The organism is Oceaniglobus indicus, assembly GCF_002751875.1.
GTDB lineage: Bacteria > Pseudomonadota > Alphaproteobacteria > Rhodobacterales > Rhodobacteraceae > Oceaniglobus > Oceaniglobus indicus.
Genome location: NZ_NMZM01000001.1, coordinates 372,502 through 396,016, shown reverse-complemented (window position 1 = coordinate 396,016; position 23,515 = coordinate 372,502). Strand labels below are relative to the sequence as shown.

Below are 23,515 nucleotides of genomic sequence, written 5' to 3'. Positions count from 1 at the left end.
ATGGCGGGGCGCGTTGTTGGCTGATTTTCGGCAGGCCATATCAAGGAACTTGCAAACCCCGAGATCTGGTTGAATAAGCTGGAAAATCCAAGGGGTTGCCGTGTGATGAGTCTGTCCAACGTCGTCGATGTGGGTTTTCATGGGCGCCCTGCAAACAGGGCGGCGCCCGATCTGTCGCCGGGCAGGCCGTCGCGCGATCCGCGGCTGGATTTCTATCGCGGCTGCGCGATGATCATCATCCTGATTTCGCACACGCCCGGCAATTTCTGGTCCAACTACATCCCTGCGCGATTTGGCTTTTCCGACGCGACCGAGATCTTCGTGTTCTGCTCCGGCATGGCGTCGGCCATCGCATTCGGCGGCACCTTCGTGCGGCGTGGCTGGTGGCTGGGCACGGCGCGGGTCGCGTTCCGTCTGTGGCAGATCTATTGGGCGCATATCGCGATGTTCGTCGCCCTGGCCGCGATGCTGGCGACGATCGACGCCGTGGGCGGGTTCGACAAGACCTATATCGGGTCGCTGAACCTGTGGAAGTTCTTTGCCGATCCCGCGCCACAGTTGATCGGGTTGATGACGCTGACCTATGTGCCGAATTATTTTGACATCCTGCCGATGTACATGGTCGTGCTGGCGATGATGCCGGTGGTGGTGCTGCTGTCGCAGGGGGGCATCTGGCTGGTTGCTCTGGCGTCGGGCGCGGTCTGGCTGCTGGCGCAGGAGGCGCTCTGGACATGGCTGGGGATGGCCGATGTCGCACTGGCCTTCCCGGCCGAGCCATGGTCGGAGCGGCGGTGGTTCTTCAACCCGTTCGGCTGGCAGCTGGTGTTCTTCACCGGTTTTGCCTTCATGCGCGGCTGGATCCCGGCGCCGCCGGTCAACGCTGCGCTGATCGTGATGGCGGCCGTGATCGTGCTGGCCATCGTGCCGCTGTCGAGTTTCGGATCGGGCCGCCTTGGACTGGAGTTCGCCCGTGAGTTTCGCACCACCCAGGCCGGATGGATCGACAAATCGGATTTCGCGATCCTGCGCTATGTTCATTTCCTTGCGCTGGCCTATCTGGCGTGGGTGGTCGCGGGCCGTCACGGCGACCGGTTGCGCCCCGAAGGACAGGGGGCCGGCGCGCGGGTCTGGCGGCGCGTCGTCGCCGTGATCATGCGAATCGGTCAACAGAGCCTTGCCGTGTTCCTGTTCTCGATGGTCTTCGCCCGCTTCAGCGGGTTCGTGGTCGATCAGGTCGGGCGCAACGGCTGGAGCGTTTCGATCGCCAATATCATCGGCATCGCCCTGCTTGTGGCGGTTGCCTACAGCGTCGGCTGGTTCAAGGGCCAGCCATGGAAAACCTCGGGGACCGGATGACTTTGAACCGCCGCACCTTCATTGCCGCCTGTGCCGCCTTTGCGGCCGCGACCCGTCCGGGTCAGGCCTATAACGAACTTGTCTCGCACGAAGCACCGTTCTCGGTCGACTGGCTGAGGGCCGAGGCCGAACGCCTGTCGCAATCGCGATTCCAGCCCGCGCCGATGGTGCCCGAGGCTTGGCGCAATCTCAGCTATGACGAGGCGCGGTTGATCTGGTTCAGATCCGACCGGGCCATCTGGCACGACGAACCGCGCCCCCTGCAACTCGACCTGTTCGCGGCAGGCCACCTGAACGAACGCCCGGTCGAGGTGAACCTGGTGGTCGACGGCACCGCCAAGACCCTGGCCTTTGATCGCGCATTGTTCGATGCGACCGACAAGTTTCCCGACCCCCCCATCGACGCCACGATGGGATATTCCGGCATCCGTCTGCGCACGCCCTTGGACAAGCCGGAAATCTTCCGGGAATTCATGGTTTTTCAGGGGGCGAGCTATTTTCGCGCGATCGGCAACGGCCAGATTTACGGGCTGTCCGCACGCGGACTTGCGCTGCGCACGGGCGACGAGGGCGGCGAGGAGTTTCCGACCTTCTCGCGGTTCTACGTCGAGGCGGCCGATCCGGGTGACACGACCTTTGTCGTCCATGCCCTGCTGGACGGGCCGTCCGTCACCGGGGCCTATTCGTTCGAGATCACGCCCGGCCTGCCGACGCGCGTCGGGGTCACGGCCACCCTGTTTCCGCGCGTCGATCTGGATCATGTCGGGCTGGCGCCGCTGACCAGCATGTTCCTGTTCGACGAAACCAACCGGCATCGCTTCGATGATTTCCGTCCGGCGGTGCACGACAGCGACGGCCTGCTGATGCTGAACGGCAACGGCGAACGTCTGTGGCGCCCGCTGGCCAACCCCAGAACGCTGGAGTTTTCCAGTTTCGTCGACAGTGATCCCAAGGGCTTCGGCCTGATGCAGCGCACCCGCGATCCCGAAGCCTTCGCCGATCTCGAGGCGAAATACGAGGCGCGCCCGTCGCTGTGGATCACGCCGCGCGGCGACTGGGGCGAAGGGGCGGTGCGGCTGGTCGAGATTCCGGCGGACAAGGAGATCTATGACAACACCGTCGCCTATTGGCGGCCGCGCGATGTGCTGGCTGCGGGCCAGCGGTTCGATTTCGCCTATGACATGGCCTGGGGCGACGACCCTGCCGGCGTGCCCGATGTGGCGCGGGTCATCAACACGCGGATCGGCAAGGGATTCGACCAGGTGCGCGTCGTCTGCGCCATCGATTTCGAGGACCACCCCGCGCTGGCGGGGGATCCGGACACGATCACCCTCTATGTCAATGACGGGCGCGGCCTGCTGTCGCCCGGCATACTTCAGCGCAACCCGGGAACCGGGGGCCTGCGGGCATCGTTCAGCTTCGACCCCGAAGGGGCAGGCGAGATCGAAATGCGCGTGCAACTGCTGCGCGATGGCCTGCCGCTCAGCGAAGTTTGGCTTTACCGATGGACGACATGATGCTTAGTTTCCCCAACGATGCGATGCCCCGCCGCGCGCCCCTGCCGCAGCCGGTGCAGCATCTTAACCGCCATTACCGTGATACCGCGGCGCCGTTGCGCCGTGCGTCGCGCATCGCCGGCCTGTGGCGTGTGATGACGTTCGTGCCGGCGCTGGTCACGACCGCCGGTGTGATCGCCGCCTTCACCAACTGGTTCGCCACCGACAATGGGGTGTCGGTGTTCGAATTCTGTGTCATCGCGTTGATCGCGTTCACCTTTTTCTGGATTGCGCTGTCGGTCAGCACGGCCACCCTGGGGATCGGTTCGCTGATCCTGACCCGGCGCCGCCCGGCCAACCTGGGCGCCGCCGATGGCGGCCCGGTCGAGCCTTTGAACGTGGCGCTTCTTGTTCCGGTCTATAATGAATCGCCGGCCGATGTCTTTGGCAATGCCGCGGCGATGTTGAACGCACTGCGGCGCGCGGACCATCCCCATCACTTCGATCTGTTCGTGCTGTCCGACACCCGCGACGCCGCCATCGCCACCCAGGAAGAGCGCGCGTTCCACGCGCTGCGTGCCCGCGCGCATCCGGGTTGCGGCGTCTATTACCGGCGGCGCGCGGACAACATCGACCGCAAGGTCGGCAACCTCAAGGATTGGGTGCAATCCTGGGGCGGCGGCTATGACGCCATGCTGGTGCTGGATGCCGACAGCCTGATGAGCGGGCGCGCCATCACCGATCTGACCGACGCGTTGTCACGCGATCCGTCGGCGGGATTGATCCAGTCGTTCCCGATGCTGTTCGGCGCGCAATCGGTCTTTGGCCGGGTCCAGCAGTTCGCCAACCGCATCTATGGCTTCGCGCTGGCCGAAGGTCTGGCCAAGTGGACCGACCGGGAAGGCAACTATTGGGGGCACAACGCGATCATCCGCTGTGGTGCGTTTGCCGCATCGGCCGGTTTGCCGCGGGTGCGCGACTTTCGTGGCAACGAACAGCTGATCCTCAGCCATGATTTCGTCGAGGCGGGGTTGCTGCGCCGTGCCGGCTGGGGCGTGCGGTTCCTGCCGCGCATCACCGGCAGTTACGAGGAGGTTCCGGCCACCCTGATCGATTATGTCCTGCGCGACCGTCGCTGGTGCCAAGGCAACCTGCAACACCTGCGCCTGCTGGCGTCGCGCGGGTTTCATACCGTGTCGCGGTTTCACCTTATCAGCGGCGCCATGGGATACCTCGTTTCACCCGCCTGGCTGGCGCTGTTGGTGGTCTGGGCGCTGATCGGCAACGGGCAGGAGCAGAACGTGATCCTGTATTTCAGCGGGCTGAACCCCCAGGTCGACTGGCCCCTGACCGACAGTCGTTCGAACCTGTGGATCCTGCTGTTCATGTATTCCATGCTGCTGGCGCCCAAGTTGATGAGCGCGGGCGCCATCCACCGCGCCGGGATCCCGATGCGCGACGTCGGCGGCCTGGGCCAGTTCGTGGCGTCGGTTCTGGCAGAGATCGCCCTGTCCATCGCCTATGCACCGATCCTGATGGTGCAGCAATCCATCGCGGTCATCCGCACGGTTCTGGGCCAGCGCGAAACCTGGACACCCCAGAGCCGGGGCGGACGGGTGAATTATCCGCTGGCCACGCTGGTCAAGTTCCATGCTCTGGAGACGGTTCTGGGCGTGCTGCTTTTGATCGGCATGGCCATGGGGATCGTCACGCTGTGGTTGCTGCCGATCGCGATCAGCTTGGCGTTCGCGGTGCCGTTGTCGGCGCTGTCCGGCGTGGACATGGGCGCGCGGCGCTGGCTGTCGCGCCACCTCGGCACGCCCGAGGTTCTGAACTCGCCCGCGATCATCCGCAGTGCGATGATCGAGCGACGGCATTTCGCAAGGCTCCTCGCGCAGCCATCGCTGACGGAAGTGATGGCCGCGGAATAGCGATTTCGCCGCGGGGCTGAGGGTAAGCGGCTTTTGCCCGCAGCACTGGTCGCTTGCCTCGGCGGCCGGTTTTGCGGCGCAAGCCGGGGATGCCTCCGGCGGGAGTATTTCGATCGGTAAGAAGTATGGGGGTTCTGCGTGACCGTGCCGCGGATCAGGTGGTGTCGCGGCAGAAGGGTTGAGCCGTCTTGAACGATCCCTGGCGCCGCTGGCTGCTTGCGTCCTTGGCAAAAGACCCGCTGGCATGGAACTGTTTCGCGGCGGCCAGCAGGCGAGGCGCGCGATGGCGCGGCACTTTGTTTCTCGCCTTCGGACGTGCCTTCCTGAACATCTGACTTCATCCGGTCGCCTGGCCGCTACGGCGTGATCGGATCCACCCTGCGGCCGATGTCAGATGGGATCGGGCGTGACCGGAGGTGGCTGACAGCGTCCAAAAGAGGTGATCGCCGGCCGGATTATTTTTCGCGCGATCTTGCAAGAACGGCCCCGCGCGAGGATATACCGATGGTCGTCGGCTTGCGCACCGGCGATCCATCGCAGTGCGCCCGGATCCCTTTTCATGTCCATCCTTCTGATCGTCATCGGCTTCGCCGGCCTTGTGCTTGGCGGAGACCTTCTTGTGCGTGGCGCCGTTGCCTTTGCCCAGCGTGTCGGCGTTTCGCCCCTGGTGATCGGTTTGACGCTGGTGGGATTCGGCACCTCGGTGCCCGAACTTCTGACATCGGTGCAGGCGGCGTTGGCCGGGGCGCCGGGCATCGCTCTGGGCAACGTCGTGGGCAGCAACATCTGCAACATCCTGCTGATTTTGGGCGTGTCGGCCGCGATGAGCCCGATCCTGATCGAGCGCGGCGCATTCGCGCGGGATGGCAGCGCGCTGGCACTGGTGACGGTGCTGGCGGTGGGTGTGACCTTGTGGGGTGAGATCGGCCGGATGACCGGCGCGATCTTCATCGGCCTGCTGGCGGCCTATGTCGTGCTGGCCCTGCGCGCGCCGGGCCCTGATGTGCCCGACGTCGATGGCGACGCACTGTCGATGCGGCGGGCGTTGATCCATGCGGTGGGGGGGCTGGTCCTGACCCTGATCGGAGCGAAACTTCTGGTCGATGGGGCGATCGATCTTGCGGATGCGCTTGGGGTTTCGGAAGCGGTGATCGGTCTGACGGTCGTGGCGGTTGGCACGTCGTTGCCCGAGCTTGTCACCTCGGTCGCGGCCGCGCGGCGGGGGCGCAATGATCTGGCGTTCGGCAACATCATCGGCAGCAACATCTTCAACGTTGTCGGTATACTCGGGGTCACGGCGGTGGTCACGCCATTGCCGGTCGCGCCGCAGATCGCCCTGTTCGATATCTGGATCATGCTGGGCGCGACCGCGATTCTGATCGCGCTCGCGTGTTGGCGCGGTCGGATCGCGCGCGGTGCCGGGGTGGGGTTCCTGATGCTTTACGGTGGATACATCGGTGCGCTGGCGATCATGGCCTGACACCCCTTTACGACGGACGCGGGCGGCGTCAGGGTGCGCACAGACGACAGGAAGGAATGCACGATGCCCGTCAGAAACCGTTTTGCGGAACTTTTGCCCGAAATCACCGAATGGCGCCGCGATCTGCATCGCCATCCCGAACTGCAATTCGAAACCCACCGCACCAGCGGCGTGGTGGCGGAAAAGTTGCGCGCCTTCGGGTGTGACGAGGTGGTGACCGGCATCGGGCGCACCGGTGTGGTCGGCATCATCAAGGGGCGCAAGACCGGGTCGGGCCGCGTGGTCGGGTTGCGCGCCGACATGGACGCCTTGCCGATCGTCGAGGCGACCGGCCTTGACTATGCGTCCGAGACGCACGGCGCGATGCATGCCTGCGGCCACGATGGTCACACGGCGATGTTGCTGGGCGCCGCGCGCTATCTGGCGGAAACGCGCAATTTCGACGGCACGGTCGCCGTCATCTTCCAGCCCGCCGAAGAGGGCGGCGGCGGCGGCCGCGAGATGGTGAACGACGGCGTGATGGAGCGGTTTGCCATCGACGAGGTCTATGGCATGCACAACTGGCCCGGCATGCCGCTGGGCAGTTTCGCCATTCGCCCCGGTGCGTTCTTCGCCGCCGCCGACCTGATCGAGATCGAGATCACCGGCAAGGGCGGGCATGCCGCCAAACCACAGGAAACGGCGGATCCCATCGTCGCCGCTTCCCATGTGGTGGTCGCCCTGCAATCCATCGCGTCGCGCAATCTGGACCCGGTCGAACAACTGGTGGTGTCGATCACCTCGATCCATTCGGACGGGAACGCGTTCAACGTGATCCCGACCAAGGTCACCCTGCGCGGCACCGTCCGCACCCTGTCTCTGGCGGTTCAGGACATGGCCGAACGCCGCCTGACCGAGATTTCGGAATCCGTCTCCATTGCAATGGGTTGCACCGCCAAGGTCACCTATAACCGCAACTATCCGGCGATGGTGAACACGGAAACCGAAACCGAATACGCCGCCAAGGCCGCCGCAGCCGTTGCCGGCAAATGCGACGCCGCGCCCTATATCATGGGCGGCGAGGATTTCGCCTTCATGCTGAACGCGCGCCCCGGCGCCTATATCCTTGTCGGCAATGGTGATTCCGCCGGTGTCCACCATCCCGAATACAACTTCGACGACGATGCTATTCCGGCGGGATGTTCATGGTGGGTCGAACTGGCCGAACAGCGGTTGCCGCTGGGCTGAGCGGGCGCGCAATCCCGTGATGCGGCACATGTCAGCCTGTGCCGCGTCCATCCTCCCCGGCGTGCGGATCGGTCGCGCGGCGACCGCGCTAGCCGCCGGTATGGCTCATGTGACGGGTCATCTGGCCATCGGCGCGCTGGCGGGAATAGTCGAAATCGTGCCCCTTCGGCTTCATGGCGATGGCGGCGCGGATTGCATCCTGTAACGGCGCATTATCGGTGGACGCGCGCAGGGGGCCCCGCAGGTCGGCCATGTCTTCCTGCCCGAGGCACATGTACAATTCGCCGGTGCAGGTCAGACGCACCCGGTTGCAGCTTTCGCAGAAGTTATGGGTCAGCGGCGTGATGAAACCGATCTTCTGGCCGGTCTCTTCCAGCCGCACGTATCGTGCAGGACCGCCCGTGCGTTCGGCCAGGTCGGTGAGGGTATAGCGTTCGGCCAGCCGGGCGCGCAGATCCTGCAATGACCAGTATTGATCCAGCCGGTCCTCGTTGCCCAGATCGCCCATGGGCATCACCTCGATCCAGGTCAGGTCCATGTCGCGGGCGGCGCACCATTCGGTCAGGTCGAACAGCTCGGAATCGTTGAAGTTCTTCAAGGCAACGGCGTTCAGCTTGACGCGAAGGCCCGCCGCCTGTGCCGCGTCGATCCCGCGCAGCACCTGCGCCAGGCGGCCCCAGCGGGTGACCTGGGCGAACTTCGTCGCGTCCAGCGTGTCGAGCGACACGTTCACCCGGCGCACCCCGGCGGCGTAAAGATCGGCAGCGAACCGTTCCAGTTGCGAGCCGTTGGTCGTCAGCGTCAGCTCTCTCAGCGCACCGGTCTCAAGGTGGCGCGACATCGATTGAAAGAATGTCATGATATCGCGCCGCACCAAGGGCTCGCCGCCCGTGATCCGAAGCTTTTCGACCCCCATGCCGATGAAGGTCGAACACATGCGGTCCAGCTCCTCGAGGGTCAGCAATTCCTTCTTGGGCAGGAACGTCATGTTCTCGGACATGCAATAGACGCAGCGAAAATCACAGCGGTCCGTGACGGACACCCGAAGATAGGAAATGGCGCGCTGGAAAGGGTCGATCAGGGGGTTGGTCATGGAAGGAACCTAGGCCCCGCCCACTTGCATCGCAAGGGGCATTGGGCGTTGTGCGACACGCCGCCACCGCTTATCCTGAAGCCATGATCAGACATCGCACGCTTCTGGCCGCTTTGGGCCTTTTCACCGTCACGGCTTGTGGACAGATTAACACGCCGGGATTCCTGAAATCCGGCGACGGTTCGACGGCGCCTTCGGATCGCCCGTTGGATGCGACCGCCCAGCCGGGATCGGGGGCTCTCAGCGATGCGGTGCGCGACGTGGTGACGGCGCCGCCGCCTTCGGCCGCCGCCCGCACGGCCGAGGATTTCGATACCACGACCGACGATCAGCGCGCGGCGGCAACGGCCAGCGCGCCGACAGCGGCGGGCGAAACGCGGCTGGGCGAAACCGTCGCGTCGCTGGGCGATCCGACGCAACCGGGGTTCTGGATCAAGTCGCCGCTGGTCAAGACCGCCGGGCCGGGGCGGCTCGAGAATCCGTCCAACGGCAAGACGGCGCTGGTCGAGTTGATCCCGTTGCCGGGCGAGGCGGGTGGCGGAAGCCAGGTCTCGCTGGCGGCCCTGCGTGTGCTGGACGCGCCGATCACCGATCTGCCGACACTGGTGGTCTACACCGAATAGGCCGGGTCTGGTTGCGCGCCGACCCCTGGCTTCTCAGCGATCCAAATACTCATTCCACCGTCACCGATTTCGCCAGGTTGCGGGGCTGGTCGACGTCGGTGCCCTTGGCGATTGCAGTGTGATAGGCCAGAAGTTGCGCCGGCACGGCATAGACGATGGGCGCGAAAACCTCGGGGACGGTGGGCATCTCTACCGTCTCCCACGTGCCCTCTGCCGCCTGCGCAAGACTCTCGGCATCCGAAATCAGCAACACCTTGCCCGAGCGCGCCATCACCTCCTGCATGTTGCTGACCGTCTTGTCGAACAACCGGTCGCTCGGCGCCAGAACGATCACGGGCACCTGTTCATCGACCAGGGCGATGGGGCCGTGCTTCAGTTCACCCGATGCATAACCTTCGGCGTGGATATAGCTGATTTCCTTTAGTTTCAGCGCACCTTCCAGGGCCATCGGAAACATCACGCCGCGCCCCAGGAACAGGATGTCGCGCGCTTCGGCCAGGCGGCGGGCCACCCGTGCGATATCGGTGTCCAGCGTCAGCGCCTGCGCCATCAGGCCGGGCAAAGTGCGCAGGTCGGCGATGTGGCGGTCGATGGCAACGTCGTCAAGCGACTGCCGCTGCTGCGCGGCCTTCAGCGCCAGAACGGCCAGCACGAACAACTGGCAGGTGAACGCCTTGGTCGAGGCAACGCCGATTTCCGTTCCCGCCAGGATCGGCAGCGCCACGTCGCTTTCGCGCGCGATCGAGCTTTCGGGCACGTTCACCACCGACAGGATCTGCGCCTTGCCGGTGCAATAGCGCAGCGCGGCCAGCGTATCGGCGGTTTCGCCCGATTGGCTGACGAAGATGGCCAGCGTGCCGGGTCCGATGGGCGGTTCGCGATAGCGGAACTCGGATGCGACATCGACCTCGACGGGGATGCGGGCCAATTGCTCGAACCAGTATTTCGCCGTCAGGCAGGCATACGAGGCGGTGCCGCAGGCCACCATCACGATCCGCTCGACCTTGGCAAAGTCGATGTCCGAGGCGGGCAGGGCGATGCCGCCGTTCGGCAGGTAATGGGCGATGGCATCTGCCAGAACCACCGGTTGTTCGGCGATCTCCTTTGCCATCCAGTGCTTGTGGCCGCCCTTTTCGACGCGGGCGCGGTTCAGGTCCAGCGTCTTCATTTCCCGCTCGACCCGCGCGCCGGTGTGATCGCGGATTTCCAGCGATGTGCGGGTCAGCACGGCCCAGTCGCCTTCGTCGAGATAGGTGATGCGGTTGGTCATCGACGCCAGCGCGATGGCGTCCGAGCCCACGAACATCTCGCCGTCGCCGTGGCCGATGGCCAGGGGCGATCCCTTGCGCGCGGCGATCATCAGGTCCTGTTCGCCCTCGAACAGGAAAGCCAGCGCAAAGGCGCCTTCCAGCCGCGCCAGCGTCTTTTGCGTCGCCTCGACGGGCCCCAACCCCTGCTCCATGTGCAGCGCGGTCAGGCGGGCGACGGTTTCGGTGTCGGTTTCGGATTCGAACGCACCGCCCAGTTCCTCGCGCAGGGCGCGGAAATTCTCGATGATACCGTTGTGCACCACCGCCACGGCGCCGGCGCGGTGGGGGTGGGCATTGCCGGTGGTCGGCGCGCCATGGGTGGCCCAGCGGGTGTGGCCGATGCCGGACTTCCCGGCCAGGGGTTCGTGCACCAGCAGGTCGGACAGGTTCACCAGTTTGCCCACCGCGCGGCGCCGGTCCAGCTGTCCGTCGTTGACGGTGGCGATGCCGGCGCTGTCATAGCCGCGATATTCCAGCCGTTTCAGGGCCTCGACGATGATCGGTGATACCTCGTGCTTGCCGAGGACGCCAACGATTCCGCACATCAGACGTCTTCCTTCTTGTTGGCTTTCAGGGCCCGCAGGCGGTCGATCATCCGCGCGGCCAGTCCCGGTTTGTTGACCTGTCGCGCGCGCCCCAGCGCCAGCGCGCCGTCCGGGACATCGGCCGTGATGACCGAACCGCTGGCCGTCATGGCGTCGGCGCCGACACGCACCGGCGCGACCAGCATGGTTGACGAGCCGATGAAGGCGCGCGCGCCGATGTCGGTGTGATGCTTGAACACGCCGTCATAGTTGCAGGTGACCGTGCCCGCGCCGAGGTTGGCGGCGGCACCGACGGTTGCATCGCCGACGTAACTCAGGTGGTTCACCTTGGCCCCATCGCCGATCTGTGCGTTCTTGATCTCGACGAAGTTGCCGATGCGGGTGTCGTTGGACAGTTCCGCCCCCCGCCGCAGGCGCGCATAGGGGCCCACCACGGCCCGCGCTCCGACGTGACAGCCTTCGAGATGCGAAAACGCGCGGATGGTCGCGCCGGATTCCACCGTCACGCCGGCGGCGAAGATCACGTTGGGTTCGATCACGGCGTCGCGCCCGACGTGGGTGTCGTGCGAAAAGAACACCGTGTCAGGCGCCGTCATGGTCACCCCGTTGTCCAGCGCATCCGCCCGGGCGCGGGCCTGGAAAATCGCTTCGGCCCGGGCCAGTTCGGCGCGGGTGTTGATGCCCAGTGTCTCGCTCTCGTCGAACTCCACCACCGTGGCGCTGTGACCGCGATCCCGGGCGACCTGTACGATATCGGTCAGATAGTATTCGCCCGCCGCGTTGTCGTTGCCGATGCCGTCGATCAGGTCGAAGATCAGCGCGGCATCAACGGCCATTATGCCCCCATTGCAGAGGGTTATGGCACGCTCGTCATCCGATGCATCCTTGTATTCGACGATCCGTTCCAGCGCGCCGTCCCGCATCACCAGCCGCCCATATCGGCCCGGATCGGCGGGGGTGAATCCCGACACGACGACAGCATGACCTTCGGCGCGGGCGGCGGCCATGCGTTCCAGCGTTTCGGGGCGCACGAACGGGGTGTCGCCATACAGCACGAATGCGGTGCCGGTCGCGTCCGCCAGTGCGGCGCGCGCGCAGCCGACGGCGTGCGCCGTTCCCAACTGTTCGACCTGCTGTGCGATCACGATGTCGGGGTCGATGTCGGCGGCCGCCGCGCGCACGGCGTCGCCGCCGTGGCCCACCACCAGCACGCGGGTCTGTGGCTCCAGCGCGGCGCCCGAGGCCAACGCATGGGCGAACAGCGGCGCGCCGCCCAACGGGTGCAACACCTTGGGCAGGTCGGATTGCATGCGCGATCCCTGGCCTGCCGCCAGAACGATAAGATGAGAGGCCATGGACTGCTCTTTCCTTTTGCCTGCCGCCGTTTTACCCCATGACGGTGGCGTCACAAGGGGCGGCGCGATCAAACTTGTTTACGCCGGATTTCAACGGCACGCCGGGAGGTGACGATGCGCACTGTTATTTTCGATCTGGACGGAACGCTGGCCGACACCGGCGCCGACCTGATCGCGGCGGCGAACGCCTGTTTCCGCGACCTCGGCCATGGTGATATCCTGAGCGTGGAGACCGACAAGGGCGCTGCGCTGAAGGGCGGGCGGTCGATGCTGACGCTGGGCTTCGGGCGGCTGGGGCTGGATCCGGCGGGGATCGATGCGCAATATCCCTTGCTTCTGGAGCATTACGGGCGCGACATCAACCGCCATACGGTGTTCTATCCCGGCGTCGAAAAGGCCGTTCGCGCCCTCAGCGATGCGGGATACCGTGTCGGCATCTGCACCAACAAGCCCGAAGGTCTGGCCGTGACGCTGATGACGCGGATGGGCGCACGCGACTGGTTCGGATCGCTGATCGGGGCCGACACGTTGCCGGTGCGCAAGCCCGATCCGGCGCCATACCGCCTGGCGGTGGAACGGGCCGGGGGGCGGGTGGAAAACAGCCTGCTGATCGGCGATACGGTGACCGACCGCGACACCGCGCGCAATGCGGGCGTGCCGTCGGTCATGGTCACCTTCGGCCCCGGCGGCGACGATGTGCGTGCGCTGGAGCCTGACGGATACCTGGACCACTATGACAACCTGGGGCCGGTGGTGGCCGAACTGATCGGCTGAACCATGGAGGTCTTCACCGGCAGTTTCACCCAGCAGGAGCCGGTTCCCGAGGCCGGAATCGCGGCCGCCGTGGCGGTCATGCGCCATGGCCGGCTGCACCGCTATAACGTGGCGGACGGCGAAGCGGACGAAACGGCGCTGCTGGAACAGGAGTTCGCGAACCTGACCGGCGCGCGCTACTGCCTTGCCGTCGCATCGGGTGGATACGCCATGGCGACGGCCCTGCGCGCGCTTGGCGTGGGGCAGGGCGACCGGGTGCTGTCGAACGCCTTTACCCTGGCGCCGGTGCCCGGCGCGATCGTTTCGGTCGGGGCCGTGCCGGTGTTTGTTGGCGTTACCCCCGATCTGACCATCGACCTGGGCGATCTGGCCGACAGGATCGAACGCTCGGGCGCGCGTGTCCTGCTGCTCAGCCACATGCGGGGTCATATCTGCGACATGGATGCGCTGATGGCGATCTGCGACCGGGCCGGCGTGCGGGTGGTCGAGGATTGCGCGCACACCATGGGCGCCGATTGGAACGGCACGCCGTCCGGGCGCCATGGCGTGATCGGGTGCTACTCCACGCAGACCTACAAGCACATCAACAGCGGCGAGGGCGGTTTATTGGTGTCGGACGATGCCGAAGCCATGGCGCGCGCGGTCCTGCTGTCGGGGAGCTATATGCTCTATGCCCGCCACCGGGCGGCGCCGCCGCCCGAAACCTATGCCGACCTGCGCGACATGACACCCAACATCTCGGGGCGGATGGACAACCTGCGGGCCGCGATCCTGCGTGCGCAACTGCCGTTGCTGGGCGAACGGCGCGCGGCGTGGACCGCCCGGTACCGGCGGATCGAACAGGGGTTGGCGCACACCCCCGGCCTGACACTGATCAGGCGCGACGCACGAGAGGGGTTCGTCGGCTCAAGCTTCCAGATGCGGCTGGACGGGTGGGCGCCCGACCGGATTGAGCAGACCTTGCGCCGCTGTGCCGCGCGTGGCGTCGATCTGAAATGGTTCGGGGCGGCCGCCCCTGTCGGCTATACCTCGCGCTATTCCGATTGGGCCTATGCGCCCACCGCGCCTATGCCGGCCACCGATGCGGTGTTGGGCGGCCTGCTGGACATGCGCCTGCCGCTGACGTTCAGTCTGGCCGACTGCGAGTTGATCGCGCGCATCCTGCGCCACGAGATCGCGGCGGTGTGGCAGGGCGGCTGAGCAGGGGCGCATTTGCAAAATCCGGTGGACGCAATATGTAGACCCGGTAACAAATGACAGGTCGATTGATGATTACGCTGCACCATTGCCACCAGACACGTTCGATGCGGGTTCTGTGGTTGCTGAACGAATTGGGCGTGGATTTTTCATTGCGGGTGCATCCGTTCGACCGGTCGCTGCGGTCCGATGAATTCCTGACCCGAAGCCCGGCGGGCCGCGTGCCCGCATTGGAAATCGACGGCGAGATCCTGTGGGAAAGCGGCGCGATTGTCGAATGGCTGTGTGAACGCTTCCCCGAGGCGGGCCTGGGCCGGGTGCCCGGTGAAATCGACCGGCCCGATTACCTTGTCTGGCTGCATTTCGCCGAGACGATCTCGCAACATGCGGCGGCGCTGACGCAACAGCATATCATGCTGTTCGACGACGACATGCGTTCGCCCGTGATCACCAAGATCGAGGCGGCGCGCATCGCCAAGTGTTACGCCGCAATCGAGGGGCGGCTGTCGACCCCGGTCGAAAACCGCGACTACCTGTTGACCAGCGGGTTCTCGGCGGCGGATATCTGCTGTGGCCAGGCGGTTTACATGGCGCGGCATTTTACCGCGCTGGACGGATTCCCGGCCCTGGCCGAATGGTATCAGCGGATCACCGAACGCCCCGCATTCCGTGCCGCCCTGCCGCCCGAGGGGGCCGAACTGTTGTATGAGCGTGAGTTCTATCCGGTGCTGACGAAACAAACCGAGGATGCCTGAGCGGGCGCGCGGTTGACCCTGACCGGGGCCGCCCGTAAACAGTTTCAAAGCAAACGTTCCGCCACCCCGACGGTGGCCACAGGAGAGCCGAGCCATGGATGGCATGTTGCGAGAATATCTTCCAATCCTGATCTTTCTGGGGCTCGCCATCGCCATCGGCCTGATCCTGATTCTCGCCGCTGTCGTCGTGGCGGTCCGCAATCCCGACCCCGAAAAGGTGTCGGCCTATGAATGCGGGTTCAACGCCTTCGATGACGCCCGGATGAAGTTTGACGTTCGGTTCTACCTGGTGTCGATCCTGTTCATCATCTTCGACCTCGAAATCGCGTTCCTGTTCCCCTGGGCCGTGTCCCTTCAGAACGTCACCGATGTCGGATTCTGGTCGATGATGGTGTTCCTGTTCGTGCTGACGGTCGGTTTTGCATACGAGTGGAAGAAAGGGGCCCTGGAATGGCAATGACCGGAACCAACACCGCCGGGATCGACCGCGAGGTTACGGTCCAGGATCTCAATCGCGATCTGTCGGACAAGGGGTTCCTGCTGACCTCGGCCGAGGATATCGTGAACTGGGCGCGCACCGGTTCGCTGCACTGGATGACTTTCGGTCTGGCCTGCTGCGCGGTCGAGATGATGCACACCTCGATGCCCCGCTATGACGCCGAACGCTTTGGCGTCGCGCCGCGGGCGTCGCCGCGCCAGTCGGACGTGATGATCGTGGCCGGCACGCTGACCAACAAGATGGCGCCGGCCCTGCGCAAGGTCTATGACCAGATGCCCGAACCGCGGTACGTGATCTCGATGGGTTCCTGCGCCAACGGCGGTGGCTATTACCACTACAGCTATTCCGTCGTGCGCGGGTGCGACCGCATCGTTCCGGTCGACATCTACGTGCCGGGATGTCCCCCGACCGCCGAGGCGCTGCTGTATGGCATCCTTCAGTTGCAGCGCAAGATCCGCCGCACCGGGACCATCACGCGGTGATCACGGTGAGGGATGATTTTCTGGCCCTCGTCGCCGAGAACGCGGCCCTGCTGGACCAGTTCCGCGATCAGGGCGCCGATCTGTCGCGCCCGGTCGATTTCACGTTCAACTGCGACATGCCCGACGAGGACATGGTCGAGGTCTGCATCGAGGCGCTGAAAGCGCGCTTTGAACACGACCCCCTGCCGCACGGCGCCGAACAGGCCGATTTCGCGATCTGCACCGACGATGAGGAAAGCTATTGGTCGCTTTGCTTCTCGCTTGTCATGGTGCCGGACGCCGCCGCGATCTCGCAGGTCGAACGGGCGATCCGGCAGGAATCGCAGAAATTCGGCGGTGACGAAGTTTCGTGGGAATTTGCCGACCCCAGCACCAAACAGATGGATCGACTGCAATGAGCGATGCCCTGAAAGAACTCGGCGCGCATATCGAATCGCGGCGCACCGATTGCGTGATCTCCTATTCCGTCGCCCATGGCGATCTGACGATGGAGGTGGCGCAGTCCTCGCTCGTGTCGTTCGTGGATTTCCTCAAGACCGATCGGACCTGCCGGTTTTCGACGCTGATCGACATCACGGCGGTCGATTACCCGGCCCGCGATGCCCGCTTCGACATCGTGTATCACTTCCTGTCGATGTATCAGAATCAACGCATTCGCCTGAAGGTGGCCTGCCGCGAAGACGACATGATCCCCTCGATCATCAGCGTCCACCCCTCGGCCAACTGGTTCGAGCGCGAGGTGTTCGACATGTTCGGCGTGCTGTTCAGCGGCCATCCCGATCTTCGGCGGATCCTCACCGATTACGGCTTCCGCGGCCATCCGCTCCGTAAGGATTTTCCGACGACCGGCTATACCGAAGTGCGCTATGACGAGGCCGAAAAGCGCGTGGTTTACGAACCCGTGTCGCTGGTGCAGGAATATCGCCAGTTCGATTTCATGTCGCCGTGGGAAGGGGCCGAATACGTGCTGCCCGGCGACGACAAGGCGAAAGAGGGGGCGTGATGCGCCCCGCGGCCTTTGTCGCGCCGACGGCGGCCTTCCGCCGGGACGCCTGAGCGGATGGCCGCCCCCGTCCTGTGCCTTGCGGTTGGCGCCACCAAGTCGGGCACGTCATGGTTGCATGAAACCCTGGCCGACCACCCAGCCTGTCACCTCAGGTCGATCAAGGAATTGCACTATTTCGATGCGCTCGACAACGATCGCATCGACGCCGAGATCCGCCAGATCACTGCCCGCCGCGATGAACTGGCCGATCGTCTGCAGACCGCGCCGATCGCCAAGGCGGGCGGGTTGGCCCAACGGATCGCCGACCGCGACGAATGGCTGTCGGTCCTGCGGCTGGGCCGCGAGGATACCGGGGCCTACCTCGACTATCTTCACCGGGGTGGCGATGGCTGCGCGGTCGTGGGGGATGTGACGCCGGCCTATGCCCTCTTGTCGCAAGAGCGGTTGCGCACGATGGCCGGCCTGACGCCCGACGTGCGGTTCGTCTATCTGATGCGCGATCCGGTTGCACGGCTCTGGTCGCACGTGCGCATGATGGCCGCACGGCGCGGCGATGACGGCACGGTTGACCCGCGGCGCGCAAGGAATATCCTGAAGCGGACGTTGCGCGGCGAAGAGCACGAGATCGAAGTGCGCGGCGATTATCGCGCCGCACTGACCAAGTTGCGCGCTGCCGTGCCGCAGGACAAATTGCTGTGCCTGTTCTATGAAGAGATCTTCGGCGGTGACGGAATGGCACGGTTGTGCGCCTTCCTCGGCATCGATCCGATGGCCGGCGATACCGAAAGGCGCGTTCACGAGGGCACGGCGCTGGACATGGCGGCGGGCCTGCGCGAAAAGGCAACGACGTGGCTGGCGCCACAATATGAATTCGTGGCCCGCACCATGGGCCGCAACCTGCCCCAGGAGTGGCTGGCGAATATGGCGAGGGTCTGAGACATGGACGGACAATTCGACGACGCCCTGACCGGCGAACAGAAGATCCGCAATTTCAACATCAACTTCGGCCCCCAGCATCCGGCGGCCCACGGCGTGCTGCGCCTGGTGTTGGAACTGAACGGCGAAATCGTGGAACGCTGTGATCCGCACATCGGCTTGCTGCACCGTGGCACCGAAAAGCTGATGGAATCGCGGACCTATCTGCAGAACCTGCCGTATTTCGACCGGTTGGATTACGTGGCGCCGATGAACCAGGAACACGCCTGGTGCCTGGCCATCGAACGGCTGACCGGCACCGAGGTGCCACGCCGTGGCCAGTTGATTCGCGTCCTCTATTCCGAAATCGGCCGCATCCTGTCGCATCTTCTGAACGTCACGACCCAGGCAATGGACGTCGGCGCGCTGACGCCGCCGCTCTGGGGGTTCGAGGAACGCGAGAAGCTGATGATCTTCTACGAGCGGGCCTGCGGCGCGCGCCTGCACGCGGCCTATTTCCGGCCGGGCGGCGTCCACCAGGATCTGCCGCCGCAATTGATCGAGGACATCGACACCTGGGCCGACAGCTTCGGCGCCGTGCTCGACGACATCGACGGGCTGCTGACCGAAAACCGCATCTTCAAGCAGCGCAACGCCGACATCGGGGTGGTCACCGAGGAAGAGGCGCTGGATTGGGGCTTTTCCGGCGTCATGGTGCGCGGATCCGGCATGGCGTGGGACTTGCGGCGCGCGCAACCCTATGAATGCTATGACGAATTCGAATTCGGCATTCCCGTGGGCAAGAACGGCGATTGTTTCGACCGTTACCTGGTACGGATGCAGGAGATGCGCGAGTCGGCCAAGATCATCAAGCAGGCCTGCGAGAAACTGCGCAACGAGCCCGGGCCGGTCATGGCGCGCGGCAAGATCGCGCCCCCCAGCCGCGGTGACATGAAGACCTCGATGGAGGCGCTGATTCACCACTTCAAGCTCTACACCGAAGGGTTCCACGTGCCAGAAGGCGAAATCTATGCCGCGGTCGAGGCGCCCAAGGGTGAATTCGGCGTCTATCTCGTGGCCGACGGCACCAACCGGCCTTACCGTGCCAAGATCCGCGCGCCGGGATATCTGCACCTTCAGGCCATGGATCACGTCGCCTCGGGTCACCAGCTGGCTGATGTCGCCGCGATCATCGGCACCATGGACGTGGTGTTCGGCGAAATCGACCGCTGATCTCCCGGCTTCTTACCGAGACAAATACTCCCGCCGGAGGCGTCAACGCCCCCCAAGCGCACAGAAAGACGATGTCATGCTCCGCCGACTGCACCCAGACCAACCTTCTTCCTTCGCCTTCACGGATGCCAACCTGGCGTGGGCGAAGGGCCAGATCTCGAAATATCCCGAGGGCCGCCAGGCCAGCGCGGTGATCGCCCTTCTGTGGCGGGCCCACGAACAGGAAGGCTGGCTGACGCGTCCCGCCATCGAGGAAATCGGCCGGATGCTGGACCTGGCCTATATCCGGGTGCTCGAGGTGGCGACGTTCTATTTCATGTTCAAGCTGCAGCCGGTCGGCAGCGTCGCCCACATCCAGATCTGCGGCACGACGTCCTGCATGATCTGCGGCGCCGAAGATCTGGTCGCGGTCTGCAAGGCAAAGATCGCGCAATCGCCCTTTGCGTTGTCGGCTGACGGGAAGTTCTCGTGGGAAGAGGTCGAATGCCTCGGCGCCTGTGCGAACGCCCCCATGGCGCAGATCGGCAAGGATTATTACGAAGACCTGACGGCCGAGAGCCTCGGGCGGATCCTGGATGAATTGGCCGCCGGCAAGGTTCCGTTGCCCGGACCGCAGAACGGCCGTTATGCGTCCGAGCCGCTGGCGGGACTGACCAGCCTGAAAGACCACCATGACGGTCGCGCGAAATACAACGCCAGTGTCGGCATCGCGACCGATATCGGCGACACCATCAAGCGGATCGATGGCACCGAAGTGCCGCTGATCACGCCGTGGCGCGACGCCGCCGACACACCGACGCCCGCCGAAGCCGAAAGCATCCGCAAGGAAAGCGACACCCCGAAAGGCCCCGAACCTTCGGCCAACGCCAGCGTCGATGACACCGGCGTGACCAAGCAGGAAGCCCAGGCCAAGAAGCGCGGCCACCCCGAACAGGACGACGTCGCGCCGGAAGGTGAAACGGACGCGACGAAGGAGGACGCGCCGGCGCCAAGATCCGCCGCAACCCTCGCGGCCGAAGGCATTGCCGACGAAGACACCCGCCAGCCCCAGGCGCTTGATGCGGCCCGTGACGGGACCGGGGATGATCTGAAGTTGATCAAGGGCGTGGGGCCGAAGCTCGAAGAGCTGCTGCACGATCTCGGGGTCTGGCATTTCGACCAGATCGCCCAGTGGTCGGCGGCCGAGATCGCCTGGGTCGACCGCAATCTCGACGGGTTCAAGGGCCGGGTGATTCGCGATGATTGGGTGTCGCAGGCCGCGCGCCTGGCGAAGGGCGAAGAGACCGATTTTTCCAGGCGCGCCAAGTACTGAGCGCTTGTGAGGCCGCTTGGCGGCGGACACGACGGGGATGGACATGAAGCCGAAACCGGATCCCGACCTGTCACTGGCGCGCCAGCAGCGGACCGCGGGTCTGACCATTGCCGCCGCGATGCTGATCTGGCTGGGGGCGCAGGCGGCGGGACAGCAGGGGATACTGCCGGTGCGATGGCTGTTCCTGTTCGACTTTGCCACGCTTGCCGCTATGGTCTGGGCGATGGTGGTGACTTACAGGGTCTGGCGTGCCCGGCGCGACAGATGACCTTTCCGGCAGGGTGCCGGACGACATGCAAGGACCGGCCCGCGCGCCGGACGGAAGAAGGTAGGCGACATGCTGAAAGACGAAGACCGCATCTTCACCAATCTCTATGGCATGCACGAGCGCACGCTGAAGGGCGCCGAAGCTCGGGGTCATTGGGATGGAACCGCCGGCATCATCGGCAAGGGCCGCGACTGGATCGTCGACCAGATGAAGGCCAGCGGCTTGCGTGGCCGGGGCGGTGCGGGCTTTCCCACCGGTCTGAAATGGTCGTTCATGCCCAAGGAATCCGACGGCCGCCCGTCCTACCTTGTCGTCAATGCCGACGAATCCGAGCCGGGCACCTGCAAGGACCGCGAGATCATGCGCCATGATCCGCACACCCTGATCGAAGGATGCCTGATCGCGTCGTTCGCGATGCAGGCCCATGCCTGTTACATCTATATCCGCGGCGAATACATCCGCGAGCGCGAGGCGCTTCAGACCGCCATCGACGAAGCCTATGACGCCGGTTACATCGGGCGCGACGCCTGTGGTTCGGGTTGGGATTTCGACCTGTATCTCGTGCATGGTGCCGGCGCCTATATCTGCGGCGAGGAAACCGCGCTTCTCGAATCGCTCGAGGGCAAGAAGGGGATGCCGCGCATGAAGCCGCCGTTCCCGGCGGGTGCCGGCCTCTATGGCTGTCCGACAACGGTGAACAACGTCGAATCGATTGCAGTCGTGCCGACGATCCTGCGCCGCGGACCCGAGTGGTTTTCCAGCTTCGGGCGACCCAACAACGCGGGCACCAAGCTTTTCGCCATCTCGGGGCACGTGAACAATCCCTGCGTCGTCGAGGAGGCGATGTCGATTTCCTTCGAGGAGTTGATCGACAAGCACTGTGGCGGCATCCGGGGCGGGTGGGACAACCTCAAGGCGGTGATTCCCGGCGGCTCGTCGGTGCCGCTGTTGCCGGGCAAGATCATGCGCGAAGAAGCGATCATGGACTTCGACTGGCTGCGCGACCAGAAATCCGGCCTTGGCACCGCCGCCGTGATCGTGATGGACCAGAGCACCGACGTGATCAAGGCGATCTGGCGGTTGTCCGCGTTCTACAAGCACGAAAGCTGCGGCCAGTGCACGCCCTGCCGCGAAGGCACCGGATGGATGATGCGTGTCATGGACCGTCTGGTGCGCGGCGACGCTCAACCGGAAGAGATCGACATGTTGCTGGACGTGACGAAACAGGTCGAGGGGCACACGATCTGTGCCTTGGGCGATGCTGCGGCATGGCCGATCCAGGGCTTGATCCGCCATTTCCGTGACGAGATCGAGGATCGCATCAAGCACAAGCGGTCGGGCCGGGTCAGCGCGGTGGCGGCGGAATGACACGGCTTGGCAATCTGCTGTTGCTGGGGCTTGCCCTGGCGGCGACGGGGTGCGGTGTGCGCCAATCGCTCGGCTTCGGTCCGGCGCAGCCCGCCGACGTCCTGCCCTTCGAGGCCAAGCTGAGCGAGAGCGACGACGACATTCGCGCCTTTACCGTTCAGGTTCAGGCCGGGGGTGCGGGATTGGATGTCACGCGCGAAAGTGTGCGCTTTCCGGCGACAGCACATTGTCTGCAAAGCTTCGGCGATACCGAGATCGACTGGCAGCTCGATGCCTCCGGCGATTGGGCGGGGATGCCGCTGGAAGGCGGTGACATGGTTTACGCCGGCCGCTGCGCGGGGCGCTGAGCGTCGCCGCGATTGAACCGGGTGCGGTCACGGGCGTTGGAGAATGCGAGCGGGGCAGATTATGCTGATCCCCGAAAGCAGATGGAAAGGCGCGAAATGACTTCCTTGATCAGAACCGCGACCGTCGCGATCTTCCTGGCGTCGGCCGGCAGTGCTCAGGCGCTGGTTCCCCTCGAGCAGAACAGGGGTATCGTCGCCGGCTTCTATGCCATTGGTCTGGCCGACGAGATTCGCAAGAATTGTCCCAGCATCTCGCCACGCTGGGTCCGGGCGTATAACTATCTAAAGTCCTTGGAAAATTACGCGCGAAACGCCGGATATTCGGATGCCGAGATCGAATCCTTGACGAAGAACAAGGCCGCCAAGGAGCGGTTGCGTGCCGAAATTCGTGCCGACCTTGCCAAACGGGGCGCGACGCCGGGCAATCCCGAGGGATATTGTATTGCCGGGCGGGAAGAAATCGCCAAGGATTCGACGGCTGGCCGTCTCATCACGGAGTGAAGACATGAAAATCATGACGTTGGCGGTGATTCTGTCCCTGGCCGCGCCTGCTTTTGCAGCGGCCGAAACACGCCATACCTATCATCCGTCGCCCCAGGATCTGTTCCAGCGGCACGCCCGCATCCTGCAATCCGATCAGCCGGGCGATTTCCGCGTTCTGGTCTCGCCCAATCTGGTGCCCAAGCCGCCCGCGCTTGTCACGGCGGTTGCGGCTGGCAAGGCGCATTGCGCGCGCCTCGGCCGCCATGATCTGCGGCTGACCAATGTCGAACGCCACGCGGTTCAGGACATTTCGTCCTGGGCCATGGATTTCATCTGTCGCTGAGCGTTGCGGGCGAGGCGCGCTGACGCATCGCCCGCCTTCACCGTTGCAGTCGGGCGGGAAGTGACGCAAGACAGGACAAACGATGCCCGGCGCGAACCGTCGTGTTGATCGAACCAA

Annotated in this window: 24 protein-coding genes; 21 read left to right on the top strand and 3 right to left on the bottom strand. The window is 64.7% G+C overall.

Features of this window, described 5'->3' with window-relative positions; all coding sequences use genetic code 11:
• Positions 1–105 precede the first annotated feature (105 nt).
• The 5 genes from CFP68_RS01830 to CFP68_RS01810 all read left to right on the top strand — a co-directional run bounded on the left by CFP68_RS01830 (position 106) and on the right by CFP68_RS01810 (position 7,490).
• Entirely contained in the window at positions 106–1,356 is a 1,251-nt protein-coding gene (locus CFP68_RS01830; RefSeq protein WP_099823833.1) for an OpgC family protein, read from the top strand.
• Positions 1,332–2,873, top strand: coding sequence for an OpgD/OpgG family glucan biosynthesis protein (locus tag CFP68_RS01825; RefSeq protein ID WP_241523912.1), 1,542 nt, complete (start codon positions 1,332–1,334; stop codon positions 2,871–2,873). The genes CFP68_RS01830 and CFP68_RS01825 overlap by 25 nt, the downstream gene beginning before the upstream one ends.
• Complete coding sequence (gene mdoH, locus CFP68_RS01820) at positions 2,870–4,783, top strand: glucans biosynthesis glucosyltransferase MdoH (RefSeq protein WP_241523911.1); 1,914 nt, start codon at positions 2,870–2,872, stop codon at positions 4,781–4,783. The genes CFP68_RS01825 and mdoH overlap by 4 nt, the downstream gene beginning before the upstream one ends.
• A gap of 559 nt (positions 4,784–5,342) precedes the next feature.
• The gene (locus CFP68_RS01815) at positions 5,343–6,263 is read left to right on the top strand and encodes a calcium/sodium antiporter (RefSeq protein WP_099823831.1); all 921 of its coding nucleotides are present in this window, start codon (positions 5,343–5,345) and stop codon (positions 6,261–6,263) included.
• 63 nt (positions 6,264–6,326) lie between these two features.
• A complete protein-coding gene (locus tag CFP68_RS01810; protein WP_099823828.1) occupies positions 6,327–7,490 on the top strand; it encodes a M20 aminoacylase family protein in 1,164 nt (387 codons plus the stop codon).
• An 88-nt stretch (positions 7,491–7,578) separates the two neighbouring features.
• Here CFP68_RS01810 and moaA read toward each other — a convergent pair whose 3' ends face one another.
• The gene (gene moaA / locus CFP68_RS01805; protein ID WP_099823826.1) at positions 7,579–8,583 is read right to left on the bottom strand and encodes a GTP 3',8-cyclase MoaA; all 1,005 of its coding nucleotides are present in this window, start codon (positions 8,581–8,583) and stop codon (positions 7,579–7,581) included.
• 83 nt (positions 8,584–8,666) lie between these two features.
• Here moaA and CFP68_RS01800 point away from each other — a divergent pair, with 83 nt between their 5' ends.
• The gene (locus CFP68_RS01800; protein ID WP_169961442.1) at positions 8,667–9,206 is read left to right on the top strand and encodes a hypothetical protein; all 540 of its coding nucleotides are present in this window, start codon (positions 8,667–8,669) and stop codon (positions 9,204–9,206) included.
• A 49-nt stretch (positions 9,207–9,255) separates the two neighbouring features.
• On the opposite strand, the gene glmS is transcribed toward CFP68_RS01800, so the two are convergent.
• Positions 9,256–11,061: a glutamine--fructose-6-phosphate transaminase (isomerizing) gene (glmS, locus tag CFP68_RS01795; protein WP_099823824.1), complete on the bottom strand. Its 1,806-nt coding sequence runs from the start codon at positions 11,059–11,061 to the stop codon at positions 9,256–9,258.
• Positions 11,061–12,416 (bottom strand): bifunctional UDP-N-acetylglucosamine diphosphorylase/glucosamine-1-phosphate N-acetyltransferase GlmU, encoded by a 1,356-nt coding sequence (glmU, locus tag CFP68_RS01790; RefSeq protein WP_099823822.1) that lies wholly within the window; start codon positions 12,414–12,416, stop codon positions 11,061–11,063. The genes glmS and glmU overlap by 1 nt, the downstream gene beginning before the upstream one ends.
• A gap of 114 nt (positions 12,417–12,530) precedes the next feature.
• Here glmU and CFP68_RS18240 point away from each other — a divergent pair, with 114 nt between their 5' ends.
• From CFP68_RS18240 to CFP68_RS01720, 15 genes are all read left to right on the top strand, one after another.
• Positions 12,531–13,190 (top strand): HAD-IA family hydrolase, encoded by a 660-nt coding sequence (locus tag CFP68_RS18240; protein WP_193825197.1) that lies wholly within the window; start codon positions 12,531–12,533, stop codon positions 13,188–13,190.
• Between the two features lie 3 nt (positions 13,191–13,193).
• Positions 13,194–14,390: a DegT/DnrJ/EryC1/StrS family aminotransferase gene (locus CFP68_RS18235; RefSeq protein WP_193825196.1), complete on the top strand. Its 1,197-nt coding sequence runs from the start codon at positions 13,194–13,196 to the stop codon at positions 14,388–14,390.
• A gap of 68 nt (positions 14,391–14,458) precedes the next feature.
• Positions 14,459–15,142, top strand: coding sequence for a glutathione S-transferase family protein (locus CFP68_RS01780; RefSeq protein ID WP_099823820.1), 684 nt, complete (start codon positions 14,459–14,461; stop codon positions 15,140–15,142).
• 94 nt (positions 15,143–15,236) lie between these two features.
• Positions 15,237–15,602: an NADH-quinone oxidoreductase subunit A gene (locus tag CFP68_RS01775; protein ID WP_099823818.1), complete on the top strand. Its 366-nt coding sequence runs from the start codon at positions 15,237–15,239 to the stop codon at positions 15,600–15,602.
• Entirely contained in the window at positions 15,599–16,123 is a 525-nt protein-coding gene (locus CFP68_RS01770; protein WP_169961444.1) for a NuoB/complex I 20 kDa subunit family protein, read from the top strand. Before CFP68_RS01775 ends, CFP68_RS01770 begins: the two co-directional genes overlap by 4 nt.
• Positions 16,124–16,128: 5 nt before the next feature.
• Positions 16,129–16,521 (top strand): ribonuclease E inhibitor RraB, encoded by a 393-nt coding sequence (locus CFP68_RS01765; RefSeq protein ID WP_158234113.1) that lies wholly within the window; start codon positions 16,129–16,131, stop codon positions 16,519–16,521.
• Positions 16,518–17,126 (top strand): NADH-quinone oxidoreductase subunit C, encoded by a 609-nt coding sequence (locus tag CFP68_RS01760; RefSeq protein WP_099823811.1) that lies wholly within the window; start codon positions 16,518–16,520, stop codon positions 17,124–17,126. Before CFP68_RS01765 ends, CFP68_RS01760 begins: the two co-directional genes overlap by 4 nt.
• A 57-nt stretch (positions 17,127–17,183) precedes the next feature.
• Positions 17,184–18,065, top strand: a complete 882-nt coding sequence (locus CFP68_RS01755; protein ID WP_099823809.1) for a sulfotransferase — start codon at positions 17,184–17,186, stop codon at positions 18,063–18,065.
• A 3-nt stretch (positions 18,066–18,068) separates the two neighbouring features.
• Positions 18,069–19,277 carry an NADH-quinone oxidoreductase subunit D gene (locus tag CFP68_RS01750; RefSeq protein ID WP_099823807.1) on the top strand — a complete coding sequence of 403 codons (1,209 nt, stop codon included), beginning with the start codon at positions 18,069–18,071 and terminating at the stop codon, positions 19,275–19,277.
• Between the two features lie 76 nt (positions 19,278–19,353).
• Complete coding sequence (locus CFP68_RS01745; protein WP_099823805.1) at positions 19,354–20,589, top strand: NADH-quinone oxidoreductase subunit E; 1,236 nt, start codon at positions 19,354–19,356, stop codon at positions 20,587–20,589.
• A 43-nt stretch (positions 20,590–20,632) separates the two neighbouring features.
• Complete coding sequence (locus CFP68_RS01740) at positions 20,633–20,857, top strand: DUF5337 domain-containing protein (protein WP_158234112.1); 225 nt, start codon at positions 20,633–20,635, stop codon at positions 20,855–20,857.
• Between the two features lie 69 nt (positions 20,858–20,926).
• On the top strand, positions 20,927–22,225 hold the full coding sequence (gene nuoF / locus CFP68_RS01735; RefSeq protein ID WP_099823801.1) for an NADH-quinone oxidoreductase subunit NuoF: 1,299 nt from the start codon (positions 20,927–20,929) through the stop codon (positions 22,223–22,225).
• On the top strand, positions 22,222–22,572 hold the full coding sequence (locus tag CFP68_RS01730) for a hypothetical protein (RefSeq protein ID WP_099823799.1): 351 nt from the start codon (positions 22,222–22,224) through the stop codon (positions 22,570–22,572). Before nuoF ends, CFP68_RS01730 begins: the two co-directional genes overlap by 4 nt.
• A 96-nt stretch (positions 22,573–22,668) precedes the next feature.
• A complete protein-coding gene (locus CFP68_RS01725; RefSeq protein WP_145953375.1) occupies positions 22,669–23,073 on the top strand; it encodes a DUF5333 domain-containing protein in 405 nt (134 codons plus the stop codon).
• A gap of 4 nt (positions 23,074–23,077) precedes the next feature.
• The gene (locus CFP68_RS01720; protein WP_099823795.1) at positions 23,078–23,398 is read left to right on the top strand and encodes a hypothetical protein; all 321 of its coding nucleotides are present in this window, start codon (positions 23,078–23,080) and stop codon (positions 23,396–23,398) included.
• The last annotated feature ends 117 nt before the right edge of the window (positions 23,399–23,515 follow it).

Coding starts and splice junctions, on each gene's coding strand:
- CFP68_RS01825 (WP_241523912.1), top strand. CDS start 1,332: ATGGAAAACCTCGGGGACCGGATGACTTTGAACCGCCGCACCTTCATT.
- CFP68_RS01780 (WP_099823820.1), top strand. CDS start 14,459: ATGATTACGCTGCACCATTGCCACCAGACACGTTCGATGCGGGTTCTG.
- CFP68_RS01720 (WP_099823795.1), top strand. CDS start 23,078: ATGAAAATCATGACGTTGGCGGTGATTCTGTCCCTGGCCGCGCCTGCT.
- CFP68_RS01815 (WP_099823831.1), top strand. CDS start 5,343: ATGTCCATCCTTCTGATCGTCATCGGCTTCGCCGGCCTTGTGCTTGGC.
- CFP68_RS01745 (WP_099823805.1), top strand. CDS start 19,354: ATGCTCCGCCGACTGCACCCAGACCAACCTTCTTCCTTCGCCTTCACG.
- CFP68_RS01800 (WP_169961442.1), top strand. CDS start 8,667: ATGATCAGACATCGCACGCTTCTGGCCGCTTTGGGCCTTTTCACCGTC.
- CFP68_RS01830 (WP_099823833.1), top strand. CDS start 106: ATGAGTCTGTCCAACGTCGTCGATGTGGGTTTTCATGGGCGCCCTGCA.
- mdoH (WP_241523911.1), top strand. CDS start 2,870: ATGATGCTTAGTTTCCCCAACGATGCGATGCCCCGCCGCGCGCCCCTG.
- CFP68_RS01750 (WP_099823807.1), top strand. CDS start 18,069: ATGGACGGACAATTCGACGACGCCCTGACCGGCGAACAGAAGATCCGC.
- CFP68_RS18235 (WP_193825196.1), top strand. CDS start 13,194: ATGGAGGTCTTCACCGGCAGTTTCACCCAGCAGGAGCCGGTTCCCGAG.
- CFP68_RS01730 (WP_099823799.1), top strand. CDS start 22,222: ATGACACGGCTTGGCAATCTGCTGTTGCTGGGGCTTGCCCTGGCGGCG.
- glmU (WP_099823822.1), bottom strand. CDS start 12,416: ATGGCCTCTCATCTTATCGTTCTGGCGGCAGGCCAGGGATCGCGCATG.
- CFP68_RS18240 (WP_193825197.1), top strand. CDS start 12,531: ATGCGCACTGTTATTTTCGATCTGGACGGAACGCTGGCCGACACCGGC.
- CFP68_RS01755 (WP_099823809.1), top strand. CDS start 17,184: ATGGCCGCCCCCGTCCTGTGCCTTGCGGTTGGCGCCACCAAGTCGGGC.
- CFP68_RS01770 (WP_169961444.1), top strand. CDS start 15,599: ATGACCGGAACCAACACCGCCGGGATCGACCGCGAGGTTACGGTCCAG.
- nuoF (WP_099823801.1), top strand. CDS start 20,927: ATGCTGAAAGACGAAGACCGCATCTTCACCAATCTCTATGGCATGCAC.
- CFP68_RS01760 (WP_099823811.1), top strand. CDS start 16,518: ATGAGCGATGCCCTGAAAGAACTCGGCGCGCATATCGAATCGCGGCGC.
- CFP68_RS01775 (WP_099823818.1), top strand. CDS start 15,237: ATGGATGGCATGTTGCGAGAATATCTTCCAATCCTGATCTTTCTGGGG.
- CFP68_RS01740 (WP_158234112.1), top strand. CDS start 20,633: ATGAAGCCGAAACCGGATCCCGACCTGTCACTGGCGCGCCAGCAGCGG.
- moaA (WP_099823826.1), bottom strand. CDS start 8,583: ATGACCAACCCCCTGATCGACCCTTTCCAGCGCGCCATTTCCTATCTT.
- CFP68_RS01725 (WP_145953375.1), top strand. CDS start 22,669: ATGACTTCCTTGATCAGAACCGCGACCGTCGCGATCTTCCTGGCGTCG.
- glmS (WP_099823824.1), bottom strand. CDS start 11,061: ATGTGCGGAATCGTTGGCGTCCTCGGCAAGCACGAGGTATCACCGATC.
- CFP68_RS01810 (WP_099823828.1), top strand. CDS start 6,327: ATGCCCGTCAGAAACCGTTTTGCGGAACTTTTGCCCGAAATCACCGAA.